At 39.2% G+C, this 17,346-nt stretch carries 18 protein-coding genes and 1 pseudogene; all 19 read left to right on the top strand.

All coding sequences use genetic code 11. From position 1 onward, the window contains the following. The first annotated feature begins 200 nt into the window (after window positions 1-200). Window positions 201-824, top strand: coding sequence for a hypothetical protein (locus GR929_RS21495; protein ID WP_159523853.1), 624 nt, complete (start codon window positions 201-203; stop codon window positions 822-824). A gap of 194 nt (window positions 825-1,018) precedes the next feature. After that, window positions 1,019-1,204: a hypothetical protein gene (locus GR929_RS21490; RefSeq protein WP_159523851.1), complete on the top strand. Its 186-nt coding sequence runs from the start codon at window positions 1,019-1,021 to the stop codon at window positions 1,202-1,204. Beyond that, window positions 1,194-1,649 carry a hypothetical protein gene (locus GR929_RS21485; protein ID WP_159523849.1) on the top strand — a complete coding sequence of 152 codons (456 nt, stop codon included), beginning with the start codon at window positions 1,194-1,196 and terminating at the stop codon, window positions 1,647-1,649. The genes GR929_RS21490 and GR929_RS21485 overlap by 11 nt, the downstream gene beginning before the upstream one ends. A gap of 99 nt (window positions 1,650-1,748) precedes the next feature. Continuing rightward, window positions 1,749-2,705 carry a hypothetical protein gene (locus GR929_RS21480; protein ID WP_159523847.1) on the top strand — a complete coding sequence of 319 codons (957 nt, stop codon included), beginning with the start codon at window positions 1,749-1,751 and terminating at the stop codon, window positions 2,703-2,705. Window positions 2,706-2,752: 47 nt separating this feature from the next. Beyond that, a complete protein-coding gene (locus tag GR929_RS21475; RefSeq protein ID WP_159523845.1) occupies window positions 2,753-3,628 on the top strand; it encodes a hypothetical protein in 876 nt (291 codons plus the stop codon). A 73-nt stretch (window positions 3,629-3,701) separates the two neighbouring features. After that, window positions 3,702-4,574 (top strand): hypothetical protein, encoded by an 873-nt coding sequence (locus tag GR929_RS21470; RefSeq protein ID WP_159523843.1) that lies wholly within the window; start codon window positions 3,702-3,704, stop codon window positions 4,572-4,574. A gap of 64 nt (window positions 4,575-4,638) precedes the next feature. Next, entirely contained in the window at window positions 4,639-5,358 is a 720-nt protein-coding gene (locus GR929_RS21465; RefSeq protein WP_159523841.1) for a hypothetical protein, read from the top strand. A gap of 276 nt (window positions 5,359-5,634) precedes the next feature. Then, entirely contained in the window at window positions 5,635-6,792 is a 1,158-nt protein-coding gene (locus tag GR929_RS21460; RefSeq protein WP_159523839.1) for a hypothetical protein, read from the top strand. Window positions 6,793-7,524: 732 nt separating this feature from the next. Next, a complete protein-coding gene (locus GR929_RS21455) occupies window positions 7,525-9,117 on the top strand; it encodes a transglutaminase domain-containing protein (protein ID WP_159523837.1) in 1,593 nt (530 codons plus the stop codon). Window positions 9,118-9,208: 91 nt separating this feature from the next. Next, window positions 9,209-10,483, top strand: coding sequence for a hypothetical protein (locus GR929_RS21450; RefSeq protein ID WP_159523835.1), 1,275 nt, complete (start codon window positions 9,209-9,211; stop codon window positions 10,481-10,483). A 47-nt stretch (window positions 10,484-10,530) separates the two neighbouring features. Beyond that, the gene (locus tag GR929_RS21445) at window positions 10,531-11,289 is read left to right on the top strand and encodes a hypothetical protein (RefSeq protein WP_159523833.1); all 759 of its coding nucleotides are present in this window, start codon (window positions 10,531-10,533) and stop codon (window positions 11,287-11,289) included. Between the two features lie 33 nt (window positions 11,290-11,322). Then, window positions 11,323-11,895 carry a hypothetical protein gene (locus tag GR929_RS21440; RefSeq protein WP_159523831.1) on the top strand — a complete coding sequence of 191 codons (573 nt, stop codon included), beginning with the start codon at window positions 11,323-11,325 and terminating at the stop codon, window positions 11,893-11,895. A gap of 26 nt (window positions 11,896-11,921) precedes the next feature. Continuing rightward, window positions 11,922-12,410, top strand: coding sequence for a hypothetical protein (locus tag GR929_RS21435; protein WP_159523829.1), 489 nt, complete (start codon window positions 11,922-11,924; stop codon window positions 12,408-12,410). 11 nt (window positions 12,411-12,421) lie between these two features. After that, window positions 12,422-13,021 carry a hypothetical protein gene (locus GR929_RS21430; protein WP_159523827.1) on the top strand — a complete coding sequence of 200 codons (600 nt, stop codon included), beginning with the start codon at window positions 12,422-12,424 and terminating at the stop codon, window positions 13,019-13,021. 181 nt (window positions 13,022-13,202) lie between these two features. Beyond that, the gene (locus tag GR929_RS21425) at window positions 13,203-14,300 is read left to right on the top strand and encodes a hypothetical protein (protein ID WP_159523825.1); all 1,098 of its coding nucleotides are present in this window, start codon (window positions 13,203-13,205) and stop codon (window positions 14,298-14,300) included. A gap of 102 nt (window positions 14,301-14,402) precedes the next feature. Next, window positions 14,403-15,035 (top strand): hypothetical protein, encoded by a 633-nt coding sequence (locus GR929_RS21420; RefSeq protein WP_159523823.1) that lies wholly within the window; start codon window positions 14,403-14,405, stop codon window positions 15,033-15,035. A gap of 239 nt (window positions 15,036-15,274) precedes the next feature. After that, window positions 15,275-15,955 (top strand): hypothetical protein, encoded by a 681-nt coding sequence (locus tag GR929_RS21415; protein WP_159523821.1) that lies wholly within the window; start codon window positions 15,275-15,277, stop codon window positions 15,953-15,955. A gap of 285 nt (window positions 15,956-16,240) precedes the next feature. After that, a complete protein-coding gene (locus tag GR929_RS21410) occupies window positions 16,241-16,414 on the top strand; it encodes a hypothetical protein (RefSeq protein WP_159523819.1) in 174 nt (57 codons plus the stop codon). A gap of 81 nt (window positions 16,415-16,495) precedes the next feature. Beyond that, a pseudogene (locus tag GR929_RS21960) lies at window positions 16,496-17,264 on the top strand (IS3 family transposase); the annotation flags it as partial. Window positions 17,265-17,346: the final 82 nt, after the last annotated feature.

The raw sequence follows: 17,346 nt of genomic DNA, 5'->3' as shown, positions 1-17,346 counted from the left end.
ATTGGATGGCAACAGTTATCGTATGGAAAACAGAAAAACAATATTTAAACAATAATTTTTTGTCTTCTAAATGGCACTTTTACGTTGCGAAAAAATGATACTTTTTTATTTGCTATTTACATGACTATGGTCCCGAGGAATTGGCAGTATCTTCTATGGATTAATTCTTTGAATGCGATTAACTTTTAAATATTATCAACATGAAAAAATATCTAATATTATCGGCCATTTTCTTTTTAACGGGTAACTTTTTTTCAGCAAGTGCCCAAAAAGAATCCTCCCGCCACGTTTTTAAGTTTAGTGAAGGTGAAGATTCCGTTTTTATATACTCCATGAAGCCGGGGGAAAACCCTTATCCGCTGACCCCGGGAGAAATTGATTCTCTGCTATTGCAAAAGAATAAGATCATTCATACGTATTCGGGCAGAAAATTTTCAGAATTGTCGCTACCCGAAAAGGATTCGCTTTTCATTGCCATGGGGGAGAAGGCAGTCCTGACTTATGCCCCGGATTATTACCGGGGGGAAAAGGGCGTATTCGAGCCTAAAGTAAAATATTTAGAGACCGGTGAACGATCTTATGCAACCAGGCCCATAGCGAATGTCCTCTTTTCTCCTGGAGATAAAGATAGAGATAGAGAAAGGTGGTACAGGGTGCTAGTCGTAACTTTTTTTACAGAGAACCAGGAATTGATCCGTATTTGTTCCGGTCATGACAAGACGATTGATTTCACCAAAATAGCTGATCCGGACAGCATTTCGCAGCTCCATTTCGGAGATGGCTGGGAACGCCCACTAATAAGGGATAGCGTAATCGTACAATAAGAGATTTTGACGATAAACGGGTATGGAACAGGTTCATCAGTCGAAAATCAGTCAGGCAAATGAGGCTACCAGTAAGGCTAGTTTTGTTTTTCTCCATGATTTGAAATACTTCATCTGAATTTTGTCGGGCCGGGGATACGGAGCTGCGTCCGACCCCTGAAATTTGGATAGGAACTTCTAAAAAATGAATCAAAATGAAAACAGGATTTTTTTATTTAGCCGTTATTTGTGCCCTGCTTTTGGGCGGTGTTTCTGCTTCAGTGGCACAGGAAGAACAAAAAGTATCGAAGATACCCTTTCCCGTTGAGCGAAGAAAAGAAACAGGAAGTACTGGAGAACTCCCGACAGGTTATTCAGAAGTACAGAGCGATGTATCCTGACTCCAACCTTGCAACGTGGCCGGATGCAGCACGCGACTCTTTCCTTGTTGCCAAAGGCAAAAAGATCAACGTAATGTTTGCCCCGGACTTTTACCGTGAATGTGATAAGAAGCCTGAGATTACACGCAAAATTAGTGATAGTCCACGAGATTTTGGCAAACCCTATTATGAAATCGAGTTTTTTTATGATACGACAAAAGAAAAACTATTGGTAAAAGACGAATGCATCTTTATTGTTCATGTATGGGCAGAAGGTGGACAAGCAATTGGTTACTTTGTTCCGGCATATAGCAACGTCGGTGATTCTTTTGATCCGCCGCTATGGGAAGACGGGAAATACAAGAACTGGCAAGAGAGAGAGTTTCATCCTTTTTCTTATCGCACAGGCTACGAGAATCGTCCACCTCCCTTTGACCCTTACAAGCGCTTAAAAAAACAAAAATGAAACGTCCCTGATTAAATAATTATTAACTCATGGTAAATTCCATCTAACTAATTAAATAAAATTATTACGAATAAAAACCATTTTTTAAAATTTAAACACATGAAGAAGAATAGATTTCCGGGAATACTGATGTTGCTGTTAATGTACATCGTATTCAACAGCTGTTCCGAACAAGAACCGCTCCCCGAAAACGATTTAATGCTGAAACTAAAATCGGCAACAGCCTACCAGGTAAACTTAACGTTCCGTAGCAGGTCGGGCGGCAACGAAATTGACCTTTGGAATGATTATGGTAATTTTTCTTTAGAGACAGAATTTGAAGGCATTGCATTCGACGACGATGAGTATGTATCTGACCTAACCTACCAGATAAGCAAGGCAGGAAATAACTTTGCTGAAGGATGGAGTATTGATGTAGTAAATAATGTTACCAAAGATGGCAATTCCAAAGGATACCAAATTTGCAGGGGAGGCCGGTACGAGATCAGGGCAGAAGCATCCGTTATGAAAAACGGTGAACTCATCCATGTCTTTTCTGACCCGATCCTCATTACAGCCAACTGGCCAGACTATTCTACATACATCAAGGATGGCCAGTTCCAACAAAAGAAAGAGGAGGCTAAGGCGAAATCAATTGCAGCTGTGAGCCAGCGTATGGAATATGGTTTTTTCATTTACCTGAGAATTAACGGCGGTAACAGGCTGGAAATAGGGGAGATGTGCCGAGGAGATGCCTCTAGTTGTGGCAGTGAAGCCCATGTAAACATTACCGGAGATGAAGATAATTTTAATAGAAATCCGACTCAACCTTTTAAATATATACTTGCTAATTTCCATACTCATCCTCCTCTTACAGAATGCTCTTATGAGACAAAACGCATACCCGGTCCATCCGAAAATTGGGATAAACCGGGAGCTAGCAACTCACTTTACACTTGGTTAGTTTTAGACTATTGCGAAGGCTTGGTAAATGGGGAATTAAGAGGCGGCCACGATAAAAACGCGGCTATGAAAATCTATTATTGTGGTGCCCCGACCCGCTCAAACCCCGAGTAAAGAACAATAAAACAAATAACGATATTAATTTTTAAACACAATTCATTATGAAAACAAAACTCATCATTTTACTAATCATCCTGTTGGTAGCAAATGTTAAAATTGCTTACCCTCAAAAAACAGGCAAAGCACGTTCCATCCTTAGTAACATCCAGTTGGAACAAATGAAACAAATGCCCCCTGATGAGGCAAAAATTTTCAGAGATTCCATTATTCAGGCATGGGCAGATTTTCGAGTGGACTCCATCCGGCAACAGATGCAGAAACAACGGGAACTTCCGACAGGGCAAATATCCGAAACCTTCGATTGGGGTCCTACACTTGAACATTCCCCATTTGACCTGACGGCAAATCAGCAGGATTCGGTAAAAAGAGCTCAGCGAAAGATTATTGCCCGGTATAAAAAAACGCCCTTCACGCAACTCGACAAATGCGACAAGGAAATTGTAATGATCGCAAAGGCAAAGCTTACCATGCTCACCTACGCCCCTGCGTACTATCGTGAAGGTCCCAATGTTGCCCCTCCCCTGATTGGTGAGGAAATAGCTGATTACGACAGGCCTTATTCTGAAATCCGCTTTAGTTACGACCCCGAACAAGAAGCCCACTATGCCTATTTTGAAAAATCGGAATTACCTGACGACGAAGAACTGTCATACCGTTATCGTTATCACGACACCCTCCGATGGGGTGCAATAGATTATCTCGACCTTTATCCAAATGTTATGGTCAGAATTTGGACAGATACCGGAGAAGTTCAGGATATTATGATTGGGTCAAAAGGATATGCGCTCGATACAGGTTCAAAAAACAAAAGACTTTTAAAAAGATTCAGATACAATACCATGCATATTAAAGATGATAAGCTTCGTGAAAAGTTGGAAGCCCCGATTCTGAAAAAACAAAAAGAATCGTCAGAATAAAACCAACAAACACGGGTAGTACAGCCCATACCTGCCCGTGTTTACTTTTTCACCACGAAAACGAATAACCATTATGAAAACGAATATTATTCTTTTACTAAGCCTTTTATTGGTTGTAAATGTTAAACTTGCTTACTCTCAAAAAATAGGCAAAGCACGTTCCATCCTTAGTAACAGCCAATTGGAACAAATGAAACAAATGCCCCCTGATGAGGCAAAAATTTTCAGAGATTCCATTATTCGGGCATGGGCAGATTTTCGAGTGGACTCCATTCGGCGACAGATGCAGAAACAACGGGAACTTCCGACAGGGCAAATATCCGAAACATTTGACTGGACACCCACTCTTGATCGTTCCCCTTTCGACCTCAATCCAGAACAACAGGATTCGGTAAAAAAAGCCCAGCGCAAAATTATTGATCGGTATAAAAAAACACCCTTCACGCAACTCGACAAATGCGAACAGGAAATTGTAATGATTGCAAAGGCAAAAATAATCATGCTCACTTACGCCCCTGCGTACTATCGTGAGGGCTCCAATGTTGCTCCTCCCCTGATCAGTGATAAAATATATGATTACAACGACAGACCTTATTCTGAAATCTGCTTTAGCTACGACCCGGAACAAGAAGTTTACTACAATTATTTTTTCAAATCATACTCACCAGATATCGCCCGTTATCGTTATTGTGGAGACCCTAAGGATGGACGTCGCGTAAAATATCTCAACCTTTATTCAAATGTTATGGTCGAAATTTGGACAGATACCGGTGAGGTAAAGAGCATCAATGATCCAGATAGAGGCCGAGCCATTGGAACTATGCCAAAAGAACAAAGATTGGAAGAAATAGTATTTAAATACGCTACAATGTATATTAAAGATGATAAGCTTCGTGAAGAGTTGGAAGCCCCGATTCTGAAAAAACAAAAAGAATCGTCAGAATAAAACCAACAAACACGGGCAGTACAGCCCAAATCTGCCCGTGTTTACTTTTTAAACACAATTCATTATGAAAACGAATATTATTCTTTTACTAAGCCTTCTATTGGTTCTAAATGTTAAACTTGCTTACTCTCAAAAAATAGGCAAAGCACGTTCGATCCTTAGTAACAGCCAGTTGGAGCAAAAGAAACAAATGCCCCCAAATGAGGCAAAAAATTTCAGAGATTCCATTATTCGAGCATGGTCAGATTGTCGAATGGACTCCATCCGGCGACAGATGCAAAAACAACGGGAAATCCCAGCTACACCACCTACAATGGTACCGGCTAGTGCTAGTTCCTACATGGACCATTCCCCGTTCGAGCTAAGCCAGCAACAGCAGGATTCGGTAAAAAAAGCTCAGCGCAAAATTATAGCCAAGAATAAACGAATACCCTTTAAAAATATCGACAAAAACGACAAGGAAGCTTTAATAATCGCACACGCAAAACTAACGCTTCTCACCCATGCGCCTGGATATTATCGCGAGGGGCCAAATGTTCTTCCCCCACTGATCGGTGAGGAAAAGACTGATCTACAGCACAACAGGCCCTATTTAATAATCCGGTTTAGTTACAACCCGGAACAAGAAGCCCACTACATTTACCTAACCCAATGGGAATTAGCGGAAAAGCAGAAACAACCAGAAAACCACCTGATCTATTGCGGAGAAACAGTAAGTGGATACTCAGAATGTCTCAATCTTTATCCAATTGGGTTAGTGTTTGGACTGATACTGGTCAAGTAAAAGGTATCAATGTACCTCACTTTATATGGAATACTGAATGGGATAATATCTGGAAGATGCCAAGAAAAAAATTGAAAAAGTTAAAATTCAAGTACCCCGCAGCGTACATCAAAGACAATAAGCTTCAGGAACAGCTGGAAGAACAGCGAAGAAAACAAATAGAGTCGTCGAAATAATCTCAACAACTACGGGCAGCCAAGCCCCGGTTGTCCGTGGTTACCCCTAAACCATAATACACCAACAACCGCGATGAAAACAACCTACAAATTCTTCATTATGAATACAAAGCATTTCAACTACCAAAAAATCACAATACAGCTTACCTGTGCAATCGTATTTTTGTTTCCACAAACAGGCTTTTCTCATTCCGACTATGGTTACGATGCTCAATACGGTAACGTATCGGTATCTATTACAACAGGGTTTCACTACGAAGAAATCCGCAAAGCGTTCATTCTCGGTATGTATGCAGAAAAATTATCCGAAGAAATGAATTTCGATCACAAAATAGTAATCAGCTACAAACACTGCTATGTGGAGCCGGATTTTCAATCAAACTATTATTTGTCTGTTGGTAAGGGGGAGTACACCTGGGACACAGGATCCAGTGTCTATGATCAACAATCCCGTAAGAGTTCTCCATACATCATAACAGGAGAACTATCGGCAGAGGAAGGCCTTGTGTTATCAATTTTCGCTTACAAAATTAGCATTCCCCAAGTTCTCAACATTATTGAATACGGAATAAAAAACTATGAGGGAATAAGGCATCAACAAGTGGAATATAACAATCAAAAACAATTATACAGTACCTATACGTTAAAATCGATAAACCGTGAAAAAATAATTACTATAAGTTATAATCCACAGAGTCAAACAATTTTAGATGTTCTGAACGAAAGATTTTACCGTCCCGAGACCTATTGGGATAAAAAAGAAACTTTTGATTCAGAAAGAATCGATTATTACTGCCAATTTGGTCAGTTCTTTATCTATGGACATAAAATTATCCGCTATTCACCTCCTGTTGAAATAGAAGATACTGTATTGGCTGTATTAGATAATATTTACTGGCTCGACCGCCCCCGTTATAATAATGCAGTCATTTTTGACTCGGATTCATCATTCTTTTACGCGAACTGGTTACCGAATAAGGCTCCCTATATTAGCAAGAAACAAATAATTAATAAGGCTCCGTTTAAAAGGTATTATCCAGGCAAAATAGAAAGTGTTGGTACCGACAAGATTTTTATCTCTTATACCTATTCTGGTAATTGGGAAGCAACTGATAGTTGTGGCGTTCCACATCGGTATTTCGGTCCTAAAACACAAACAAGCTATTTTTCAAGCGGACTTGACACACTCATTGTCGATTTCGATCAATTTGTAAACGATGCCCTGAAACAGGAAAAACAAACTCGTCCCGAGCATTAAATTGAATTCAGCTCAAATTCTACCGATAACTTCTATCACAAAAAAAGATCTTCGCGTTAGATTGTAATTTTTACCGTAAATGTCTCTTTATCATCCGGTAATCTGCCGTTTTTGCCATTCTACAAGCTTTTCGAGATCTACCGGCAAGCGGGAGAAAAAGTCAATGCCAAAGAAATTGCAAAAAAGATCCTGAATAAAACGATAAAAATCCCGTCCGTAACTGTTTCCAGGATCCGGGCTAAAGCGAAAAGGTATTTGTCTGAAACAGATCAGAGCAATACCCGGTAGAAATCAGAAACAACTGTCTGAGAGCTTATCCGTCAGACGCTTTGTGACTAATGGAAATTGAATCTATGAATAAAACCTTCTCCTTTTCTATCCTTTTTATTATAGGTCACCCTTCTCGAAAACACTTGATTGACTGTAGCTTATAAGACCCGGTACTCTATCAATTTGTTCAAATCCGTTTTTTGCCCGTATATTCAGCACCCGGCAACTTGAACTGATGAATTGGCTCCCGTTGGCAATAGCAAGAGCCTATCACGATTCACAACTGCAGGCGCTTACCGATTCCTTGTCCTTTATTCTCGAAACAAGAATTTATAAACATAAAAAATCATTTTGCAAAAATAACCTTCTTTTTATACTGATTTGCCCCCCCTCACCAAGTGCATTCTACCGTAATTTTGAACAAAAGATTACAAAAAAACATAAAACACAAACACAAAAACCTTGAAAAAAAAACATAAAATACCATTCCACGGCATTGTTCCTGTTTATCTTATTATTTTCATAGGATGTACTATTTCGCCAAACCTGAAGTATCCACCCGCGGTGGAAGCCAACCTCAAAAACGCCGGGATAAACCGTCCGGAGCTGGAAAAAGCCATCAGCTACTTTAAACAAAGCGGGGACAGCCTGAAACTAAAGGCCGCTTATTTCCTGATCGCCAACATGGACATCCATCACTCGGAGACTTATTACTGGAAAGACCGGGACGGCAAACGGGTCCCCTTTAACGAGTTTGACTATCCCGATTTCCCCTCCGCCGTGGCAGCCATGGATTCCATTAAAAAAATAAAGGGCGGGCTGACCTTTAAAGATACCATCCTGGAGGATCTGACTTCCCTTTCCGGGCAGTTCCTGATCAACAACATCAACCTGGCCGTGGACCACTGGAGGATATCCAAATTTAAGGATATTCCTTTTCGTGACTTTTGCGAATATGTCCTTCCTTACCGCGTGACCACAGAACCGGTACAGGACTGGCGAAAGGACTACTATAACCGTTACCGGTGGCTCACCGACAGCCTGGAAAACAAACCCCTGAAACAGGTGCTTATTTATGCTGCCCTGGACTACCGGCGGTGGTTCGATTTTAATATTGGACGGGAAACCCGCAATGAGCCGCTGCCCAGGCTGGATGCAAAACAATTGCTATTCCGCAAAAAAGGAGCTTGTGAAGATGTGGCCTCACTGCAGGTTTTTACACTCCGCTCCCAGTCCATCCCGGTTTCCTACAACATGGTCGCTTTCTGGGGGACCTCTTACGGTCGTCATTTCATGAACACCGTTTTTGACCAAAAAATGAATCCCATTGAATACGACGCAACAAAAAATGAGATAACCGGCGGAAGGCTGGACCGGGAACCAGCCAAAGTGGTTCGCTATACTTATTCCCGACAGCCGGATGCCCTTGCGTCAATTAACGAACCCCGGGATATCCCGCCCTGTTACCTGCAAAAACCGAACATTGTGGATGTGACGCCGACTTACTGGGAGTGTTCTGATCTTGCGCTCCCTTTGTTCCCACAACAGAAAGTACCAGAAGACCATGCAGAAAAAACGGACAAAAAAGGGGAACCCATACCGGTGGTTTATGCCTGCATGTTCAGTATGGGGCGCTGGCAGGTGGCCTGGTGGGGAAAAGCGCTAAACGATACGGTAAGTTTTCCCAACATGTCTGACGGCACGGTGATCCTGCCTATGTATTACAGGAAAAAGAGACTGGTCCCTGCCGGATACCCTTTTGCAAACGGCTATAACAGAAAGTTACTACTAAAGCCGGACACAATGGGTAACAGGAGTATTATCATTGAAGAGCAGGACCGTTACCTGAAGTTCCGCCCCGGGAAGAAATACTGTCTGTATTACTGGGACACCAAATGGAAACTGATCGCAGAGAAAACTGCCTCAGTCTCTACTCCCCGTTTAACCTTTGACGAAGTGCCCTTACATGCCCTGCTGCGACTGGTTCCGGAATACTCCCAGGGAAAAGAACGCCCTTTTATAATAACGGAAGACGGTACCCGGTTCTGGTGGTAAATACCAACGAGCTAAAAATAAGAACCAACACAATTCTATAAAATAGAAACCGAAATAAAATGAAAAACACGAACCAAACTTTTCCAATATAATGAAACGCCTTTTTATCATTCTGCTATTGGCTCTGGTCGGGAAAAGTAACCTGTTGTACAGCCAGCTTAGCCCTGGAACTTTATATCGGTTCCCGACTCATATCCTGCTGCGGATCGAAGAGACCGCGCAGAAAACCGCTCTATGTGAAGACAGCCAAATCCGCCTGGGAAATTACTTTATAAAAAAGGATAGCCTGGCCCGGGAAGCTCTAAGCCAGGGTACCCCTTGGGCTGAAGTTGCCGAACAATACAAAGCAACTGATGAAGGTTTACTGCGGATATTGTCCCCCCTGGAATACAATGAATACCGGCTGACGACCAGGGGAATCTCCGGTTGTTCCCGGCTGCGGGACATTGTTCGATTGCAGGGGTCCGTCGGCCTGAGCGAAGATCAGGTTGCGGAACTGCTCCGGCAAAGTGTATGGTTGGAGAAGCGAAATGATGAAAAAGGCTTCGATCTTTCCCTGCAGGATTTCCGGGTGACAGACAGCCTGCTTACCAGGGAGCAGCACATGACCTATTACCGGCTGAAAAATGAAGCGGAAGCCACCAGGGCTGCTCAACGACACCTGCTCGAACTGGAAAATGACGGCTTCTGCTCCACTTCGACCGACAGTGCACGGTACTATCCTGCCATTCTGGGGTACGAGTTAAACACCCGAATCAGGTTGGCTTACCTGAAAGATTCCGGAAATAAAATAAAGTATGAACAGGAGAAGGCCTCCCTGGAAGGCCAGGAACCGGTAATTCTGCAGCAACTAAGAGTCTATAAAAGCATGCCCTGGTGGTCGGTAAGCAAGGATGCGATCAACCAAAGAAAAGAGATGAACCTGCGTCGCACCCAGGTGGATTCGCTGATCAGTGGGTTTGAAGCCTGCCTCCAGCAGGAAGAAGCCTATAAACAAAGCAGAAGCAATACCCGCTTCGACCGGAAGATCGCAGAATACAAACAACTCATAGCTACATTAAGCCCGGCACAGTTCAATCACTACCTGCGCCTGCAAAGGCAGGACCAGGCAACAGAGAATGCCGGCCGGCAATGGGAAAACCTGCTTAAATATAAGCTGGTGGAACAAAAAGACCACAACCAGGTGATAAACGAACTGTATGCTTATGAGCTAAAGCTACTGGTTGCCACCGAATGGGTGTATATCGACAATTCCCGGAAACATGTTTTTGCCAGGCAGGACATCTCGGACAATAAACCGGAACTGCTGAAACAACTGGATGCAGCCCGCAAAAAAGAAGCTGAAAGTAAAATCGTCAGATTTTGAACAAATAACCAAATTAATTATCAATTAACTTTTAAATTAAAAAAATTATGAAAAAAGCAATCTTGGCTTTAATCGTTATGATTACAGTATGTGCTTGTAGCACAGAACTCGTCCCTATTGAAGAGGAACAGCAGGTCGACATGCAATTCCACCAGTTAAATGATATTCCAGAATGGGTACTGAATGATGAGAACATAAGTGATGAGGGTTTAGAACTCATTAAAGTACTAAGCTCGAAATGTAGGATAATATATTTTAAAAAAGGAGAGGAACCAGATAGCTTCTACGTCAATAATTTAACTAACGATCGTATAAAAAATGTCGATGACATTTCTTCTGAGATTATTTCACTGTTAGAAAGTATAAATATTACTGATGAAATAAGTGAAATGAAAGCTATTGATTTATCAATACCCCGCTTAAAATCATCTCAAACAGAAGGAGATAATGACACCCCGACATACAAAATCATTGAGGATATACCTATTGCAACCTTTTCCTCAACCCTTTCCGGAAATCCAACCAGCCGACTATATAGCTCAATTGGGTACATGTACAAACCTGTATCAGATATTATAGATGAAGTCTTGAGTATAAGTTCAGAGCTTAAAGATATTTCATGGAATTCAATTGATCAATATATTTTTTCTTGGAAAGATAATCAATCGCATGCATGGAAAGCTGACGATATAACAATAGACTATAGGGTGAGGGGCTCTATAATTTTAGGTATCTCTGTTGGCGGAGTCACATTAGGGGTAGAATCTTCCAAGGTAGATAAAACTGGGTCAGAGTTAATCCCATAGGTATTTACCAATAAAGATTAAAAACTTAAAACAATGATCTACAATTTATTAAGAGAATCAGTAAAAATAGTCTGGAGAATATTGCTGCCCAATATCGTACTTTATTACTTTTTGCTTTATTTGATAACTCCCTATACACTCTCCTTTATAGGTGAAAGATTAACTATATTTAACCTGATTGCATGGATTGGCATTGTAATGACCAGCACAATCGATTATTTCCAAGCGTTCAGGCGACAATCGGAATCCATTATTTTCTGGAAGAAGAAGATTTTTTTCTTCGAGTCGGTATTATTTTATAAAAGCATAACCTATAAAGCTCTTGCTTTTGGGGTTTTATACTTAGTTGGGTTTCTCCTATCCTATTATCTAAAAAATGCGTTGGATATTTGCCTGGTGGCAGGAGTGTATTCTTTAGCAACTTATAAAAACCTATATATTTATCGTATAGGTGAAGATTCCAGAACCGAATTGATCAATCAACTAAACTTGATGCCCCCCAAAACGGCGATTGAATATTTCGCTATTAACGAGAAGAGGTCAATAGTTGTCTCGTTATCCGCCTCTATAAAAGAATTACTAATCATGTCTGAAAATAATTACTGAATTGATGGCAACATAAACCTAAATTTATGAAAGATATTTTAGCTGCAAATATCATGATCTTTAAAATGAAAGATGAAGTTGAATCGATTTCCCATCTCGTAAGGCTAAAATCAGCAAACATGGAAGAAGATCCATCAAGCGAACCAATTTCGTATTCCAGAACCTACGGGGGAACTGCATATTGGCTATGGGGAAGCGAAAGAGGAGGTGTAACGATATCAGTTTCCGCAGAAGGAGAAACAAAAAACGGAACAAAATTCATTAACTCTCACACAGAAACAGCAACTGACTATATTTCAATCGGCACATCTGACTCAAGAGTTACAACAAATTCATTCACAGCAGGATCATCAGGGCATTATGATATTGCGTGGGCATGGTATTTAGCGACTCCATTGGTATCGGCAACGATTGAGTTCTCAGGAGGTAATTATACTGTTAAAATGGGCACTGCTTTAGGTTCAGAAGCACACGGTTCTGGTAGATCTTATATTACACCTAATGATCTAAATTAAATTGCATTAAAATGAGAAAATGTCTGAAAACAATCCTGTTAGGGTTACTATTTCTCAATTCCAATGGGCAACATAAGCCTTCTTTAAATATTTATGAGTTTGGCGAACCATTAACTACTTGTGAAATGAATTTTAAAAATTTATTTAATAATTGGAATAATGACAATATAACCAATGCAGATGATTTTACCCTGGTAAATTATTCTTTTGTAGAAACAATAACTGACACTTCTTCAATTGAATTATATTCTAAATTACTAACTGAGAACAAGAGTTTATTAGGCATAGTAAAGAATAGTCTTTTCTCGACCTCCACTGTTAATACTAGTTCTATTGTTTTTGCACAGTCTTTTAGCATAAAAACTTTTGGCAGCTTGTGCGACACCACAAATAGTAGCCCATCAAAAGCCACACAAATAGTTAATGCATTTGAACAAGAGCGAGAAAGACTTAAAATGGCGTTTAAAACTTTTGTTAAAACGGGAGATAAAGTATTTGTTGTATTCTTCAAAGATAGCGGACAAATATATACCTCTTTTGTCGTATGTAGCAGTACGACAAAGAAGGTAATTTGGGACAACGTATTTCTCAACATTAAGGTAAAACAATAAATCTTTCGAATCATTAATTTCAACTTAAAATGTACACAAATAGCAAATAACGAAGCTCGGAAACAATAAACCCTGCAAAAATCTTGGATGCAGCCCGTAAAAAAGAAGCTGAAAGCAAAATCGTCAGATTTTAAATAAAAAAACAAATTAATTATCGATTAACTTTTAATTTTTAAAAACTATGAAAAAAATTAAGAAACAATTATGGACTTTTAGTTTGTACACTATTGCTGTTGGCATTGTAATATTAATGCTAGGCTGTAGCGAATCAATGTATGAAATCCCAGAAGTGCAGGATTCCATGTCTGAACTAAAAAGTAGTTCAGTATTACTGTCCGATGAATTCAGATTTATAAATAAAAAATATAAGATTCCAGAAGATATACCAATTTGGGAAGCTCAACTGAACAAAGTCATTGAAAATAACTTTCTTATGAGTGAAAATGACCTTGAAATGGTGGGTTACCAATATATTAGGAATATTGGCAGTCAAGATGAACTAGAAAGGGTTAAGTCTGAAATGATAGATAATAACACCTCTTTCCCTGTATATGAAGATGGTTCAGAAAAATTTACGATCGTTGACCAGGGTATGTCAAAGTCTGACTATAAACTTCTCTTAACTATGTTAATGCCCGATTCAGAATATGCGAAAAACTCAGTACCTGTAAAATCTGATAAATCGCCCTTGTCTGATGCGGTATATTTTTTTGAGAAAAATGATTTGGGCTTGGTTAACCTTGAATGGAAATACGAGGGGAAACCACTGAATACAATATGTCTCATATCTGAGAAAAAAGGTATCGTTTTTGACAATTTTCTGTATTTCATCCATTTTGTCTCTGGAAAAACAAAAAGTGATGAAAATATATCGATAACAATTCCTCGTTTAAAGTCAGCAAGTACAGAAGATGGCGATGAGGATATCCAATATACATTTCAGAAACAGGATGAAGCATACAACTTGTATGGTATAAGAGTATGGTATTATAATATTCAATGTACTGTAACTAGTTCTTTGGTTGGTTCACAAAAATCTATAGCAGACAAATCTATGACAGCCTATCATGATGCTGCATTTGGTTTTAGTTGCGCTGCAAATATTCATTCAATTTCATTTGAAACGGGAACAAATGGCCATTTGGACTTTGCATGGGGTTATGCTTATGGAGCAGGAGTTTCTGTAAGCGTTATATGGAATGGAAGTGGATTTACTATCTCAGGAGGCGGCACAGGCACCACAGGGGAAGAGTACGTCGCCCCTGGTGAACTAAATTAATTTTTAAATTGAAAATTATTGGCGTTGGGATGAACTGCTTTCATTCTGACGCTGATTTCCATTATATCCGTTATTATTCTCATTGATAATAAAGTTAGTACAATGAAAAGAAAGGTTTTACCGTTAGTTTTCCTGATCGTAAATATTGTTGCATATGGACAAGTCGTTCATGATCCCAAATGGGATAATGTGACGATATATGAGTATGGTGATTCACGAACGTCATGCGAATGTAATTTTGAAAACCTGTTTCGGAACTGGCCTAAATGGGTAACCAATTATAACGAAACAGAACTGTTGTCATATAAATACGTTGAAACATTGAAAGACAGTAGCCTGATCGAGCATTACGCAGTCCTGTTGAACAATTGGAAATCATTAGGTTGCAGAATTTCAGCCTCCTATGGGGAAAAAGGCAATGCCGATACAACTATCTATACAAGAGAATTTTATTTTTTTGGAAAACCAAGGGGAAATATTCCTGAAAAAATTAAGAAAGATCCATCCAAAGAAGCTTTATACCGATCGGAATGGGAATCTAATTTAAAAAAAATGAGGGAATCTTTCAGAAAGACTGTATATATCGGCGATAGAGTGTATCTCATTAAACTGAAAATAGGAAGTAGAAAATATGACCATTATGTGATTTGTAGGCCCGTAGAAAATAAAATTGTGTTTGATAATCTCTTTCTTGGAATAGACGAGATGAAAGATAGAATAGATAAATTCAATTAACCTATGCTAAAAATCTTCACCTCAAGACTTATGAAAAGACACAATGGACACAAGTTGAAAAATTCTAGACCAACTCATAACTGAAGAACAGTAAGTTATGAGCTACGGCAGTGTGTTGAAAAAGAGAAGCCTCCAACTCCCGGAAGCCGAAACCTTCGAAAATGGAGACTTTAAATTGATTTTAATCAAGGAGGTCTGAAAATTTGAACAGACAGACCTCCTTAAAAATTTGCGAAGTTATGAGTTTTCAAAGTAAATCAAGAGTTACAAAATCGTTAAACTATCTTATTGTATTAATGAGCATTACCATCCTAAGTGTTATCTTTCAAGGATGTGAAAAAGAAGAATTAGACATACTAACCTTACCACAAGATTATGGTCTTTGCAATGTAACGCAAATCTCTATGAGTGAATTACCCAATGGAATTGAACCATTAAAGGTACATAGCCAGAAAGAGTTTGATAATATAATATACCAGTTGAATAATCTACAGATAAATGTTAAGAATGGCACTCAAAACAGAATAATATTAGAAAAAGGCGGTGAAATAGTCGTTGATATTTTTACGAATAAATTAGAAAATTTAAATATTCCTCGTTTAAAAACTAGATCTTTAGAGTCAGGATCCGGAATAATTGATACGGAAGCGGAAAATGTTGGTGGTTTATCTGTCCTTATTCATCTTGCTTACACATATATTGGAAGTTCTATTACTGTTACAAGTACAGAGTCTAGTTCTTCTTGGTTTTTAGGATGGAAACAAACAGCAGGAGTTGCAAGTTTTGCTAATAACAATAACAACATCCAATATGGTGTTAGAGGGGATGTTATAACCTATGTATTGTTTGAATCTTCTTTATTCGAAGTGAGTAGAACGAATTATAGTATTGATGGTAATATAAATTTACGCCTCCTATGAAAGACATTATATCCTCGAATATCGTGCTTGTAAATATATTGTTGATAGCATTTTTGGCAGGAACTATTTTACATGCTTTACATTCCAAAGATAGTTTTGAGAAAAAGATTTTGAATATAATTATGATCGTTATACTACCAGGCTTAGGTAGTTTGATGTATTGTATAAAATATATGATCAAAAATAATCATAACAGGAACAATCTTAGTTAACCATAGTTGGTAAGTCTCCATTTAAAATTATCGAACATTGATATCCTGACACATGAGGTTTAATACTTTTTTAATGATTCTCATTTTTACCGGAAGTGTCTTTCTCTCTTCCGGTAAACCTGAACCTCTTGTTACAAAGGTTGTAGGAACTATTGCTGCGATACAGATTACCGCATATGAAATATGGGGTGGAAATGGTGTAACCGTTCAATTAAGGCCTTGGGGAAATTCATACTCATATAATTAACTAGTGAGATAATCACTCTGACTGGAAGTGCTACATTTGACTGGACGGTGAGTTAAGTACTATTTTTACTTACTTACAATTATGAATCAGATGAGAAAAAAGTTTGACAAAGAATTCAAGAAAAAGGCAGTAGAACTTTCTTATGCAAGAGGCAGTGCAACAGAGATTGCCAAAGAATTAGGAATTGAAAGAGCATTACTTTACCGTTGGCGTAAAGAGTTTAAACAATATGACAAGAACAGTTTTCCAGGTCATGGTACCCCCAAGATGACAGACTTGGAACGTGAAAATGCCCGATTACAAAAAGAGCTTAGGGATGCAAAAATGGAAAGGGATATCTTAAAAAAGGCAATCAGCATCTTCTCCGTGAGCGATGGGAAATCTACCAGTTTATAAGCGACCACCGACCCCGATTTTCTATTGAGATGATGTGTAAAGTGTTTAAAATAAGCAAAAGCAGTTATTACCGATGGATGAAGAGTGGTCCTTCAAAACTTTGGACAGAAAACGAGCAGTTGCTGGTGACAATAAAAGAGGTTTTCGAGGCAAGTTACCAAAGTTATGGAAGCCCGAGGATTACGGAAGAACTACAAACACTTGGGTTTGTGGTATCACGGCAAAGAACCGCAAGGATTATGAAAGCGGCAGGAATACGAGCAAAACGAAAAAGAAAGTTTGTAGCAACTACCGATTCCAGACATGGTTACCCAGTTGCCCCTAACGTATTGAACAGAGAATTTTTACGGTAGCAAGGTCAGGTCAGGTTTGGGTTTCTGACATCACCTACATCAGAACCAGCAAAGGCTGGCTGTATTTAACCCGAATTATTCATCTCGAGTACAATAAAATGGGTGCAAAGTGTTATCTTTAAGTATATTAAGCAAAACAACAACACTTTCTAACGCACCCATTTATGAGCAATAAAGATACCG

Source organism: Sunxiuqinia indica (assembly GCF_009847015.1).
Taxonomy (GTDB): Bacteria; Bacteroidota; Bacteroidia; order Bacteroidales; family Prolixibacteraceae; genus Sunxiuqinia; species Sunxiuqinia indica.
This window is presented reverse-complemented; position numbering and strand designations above follow the sequence as displayed.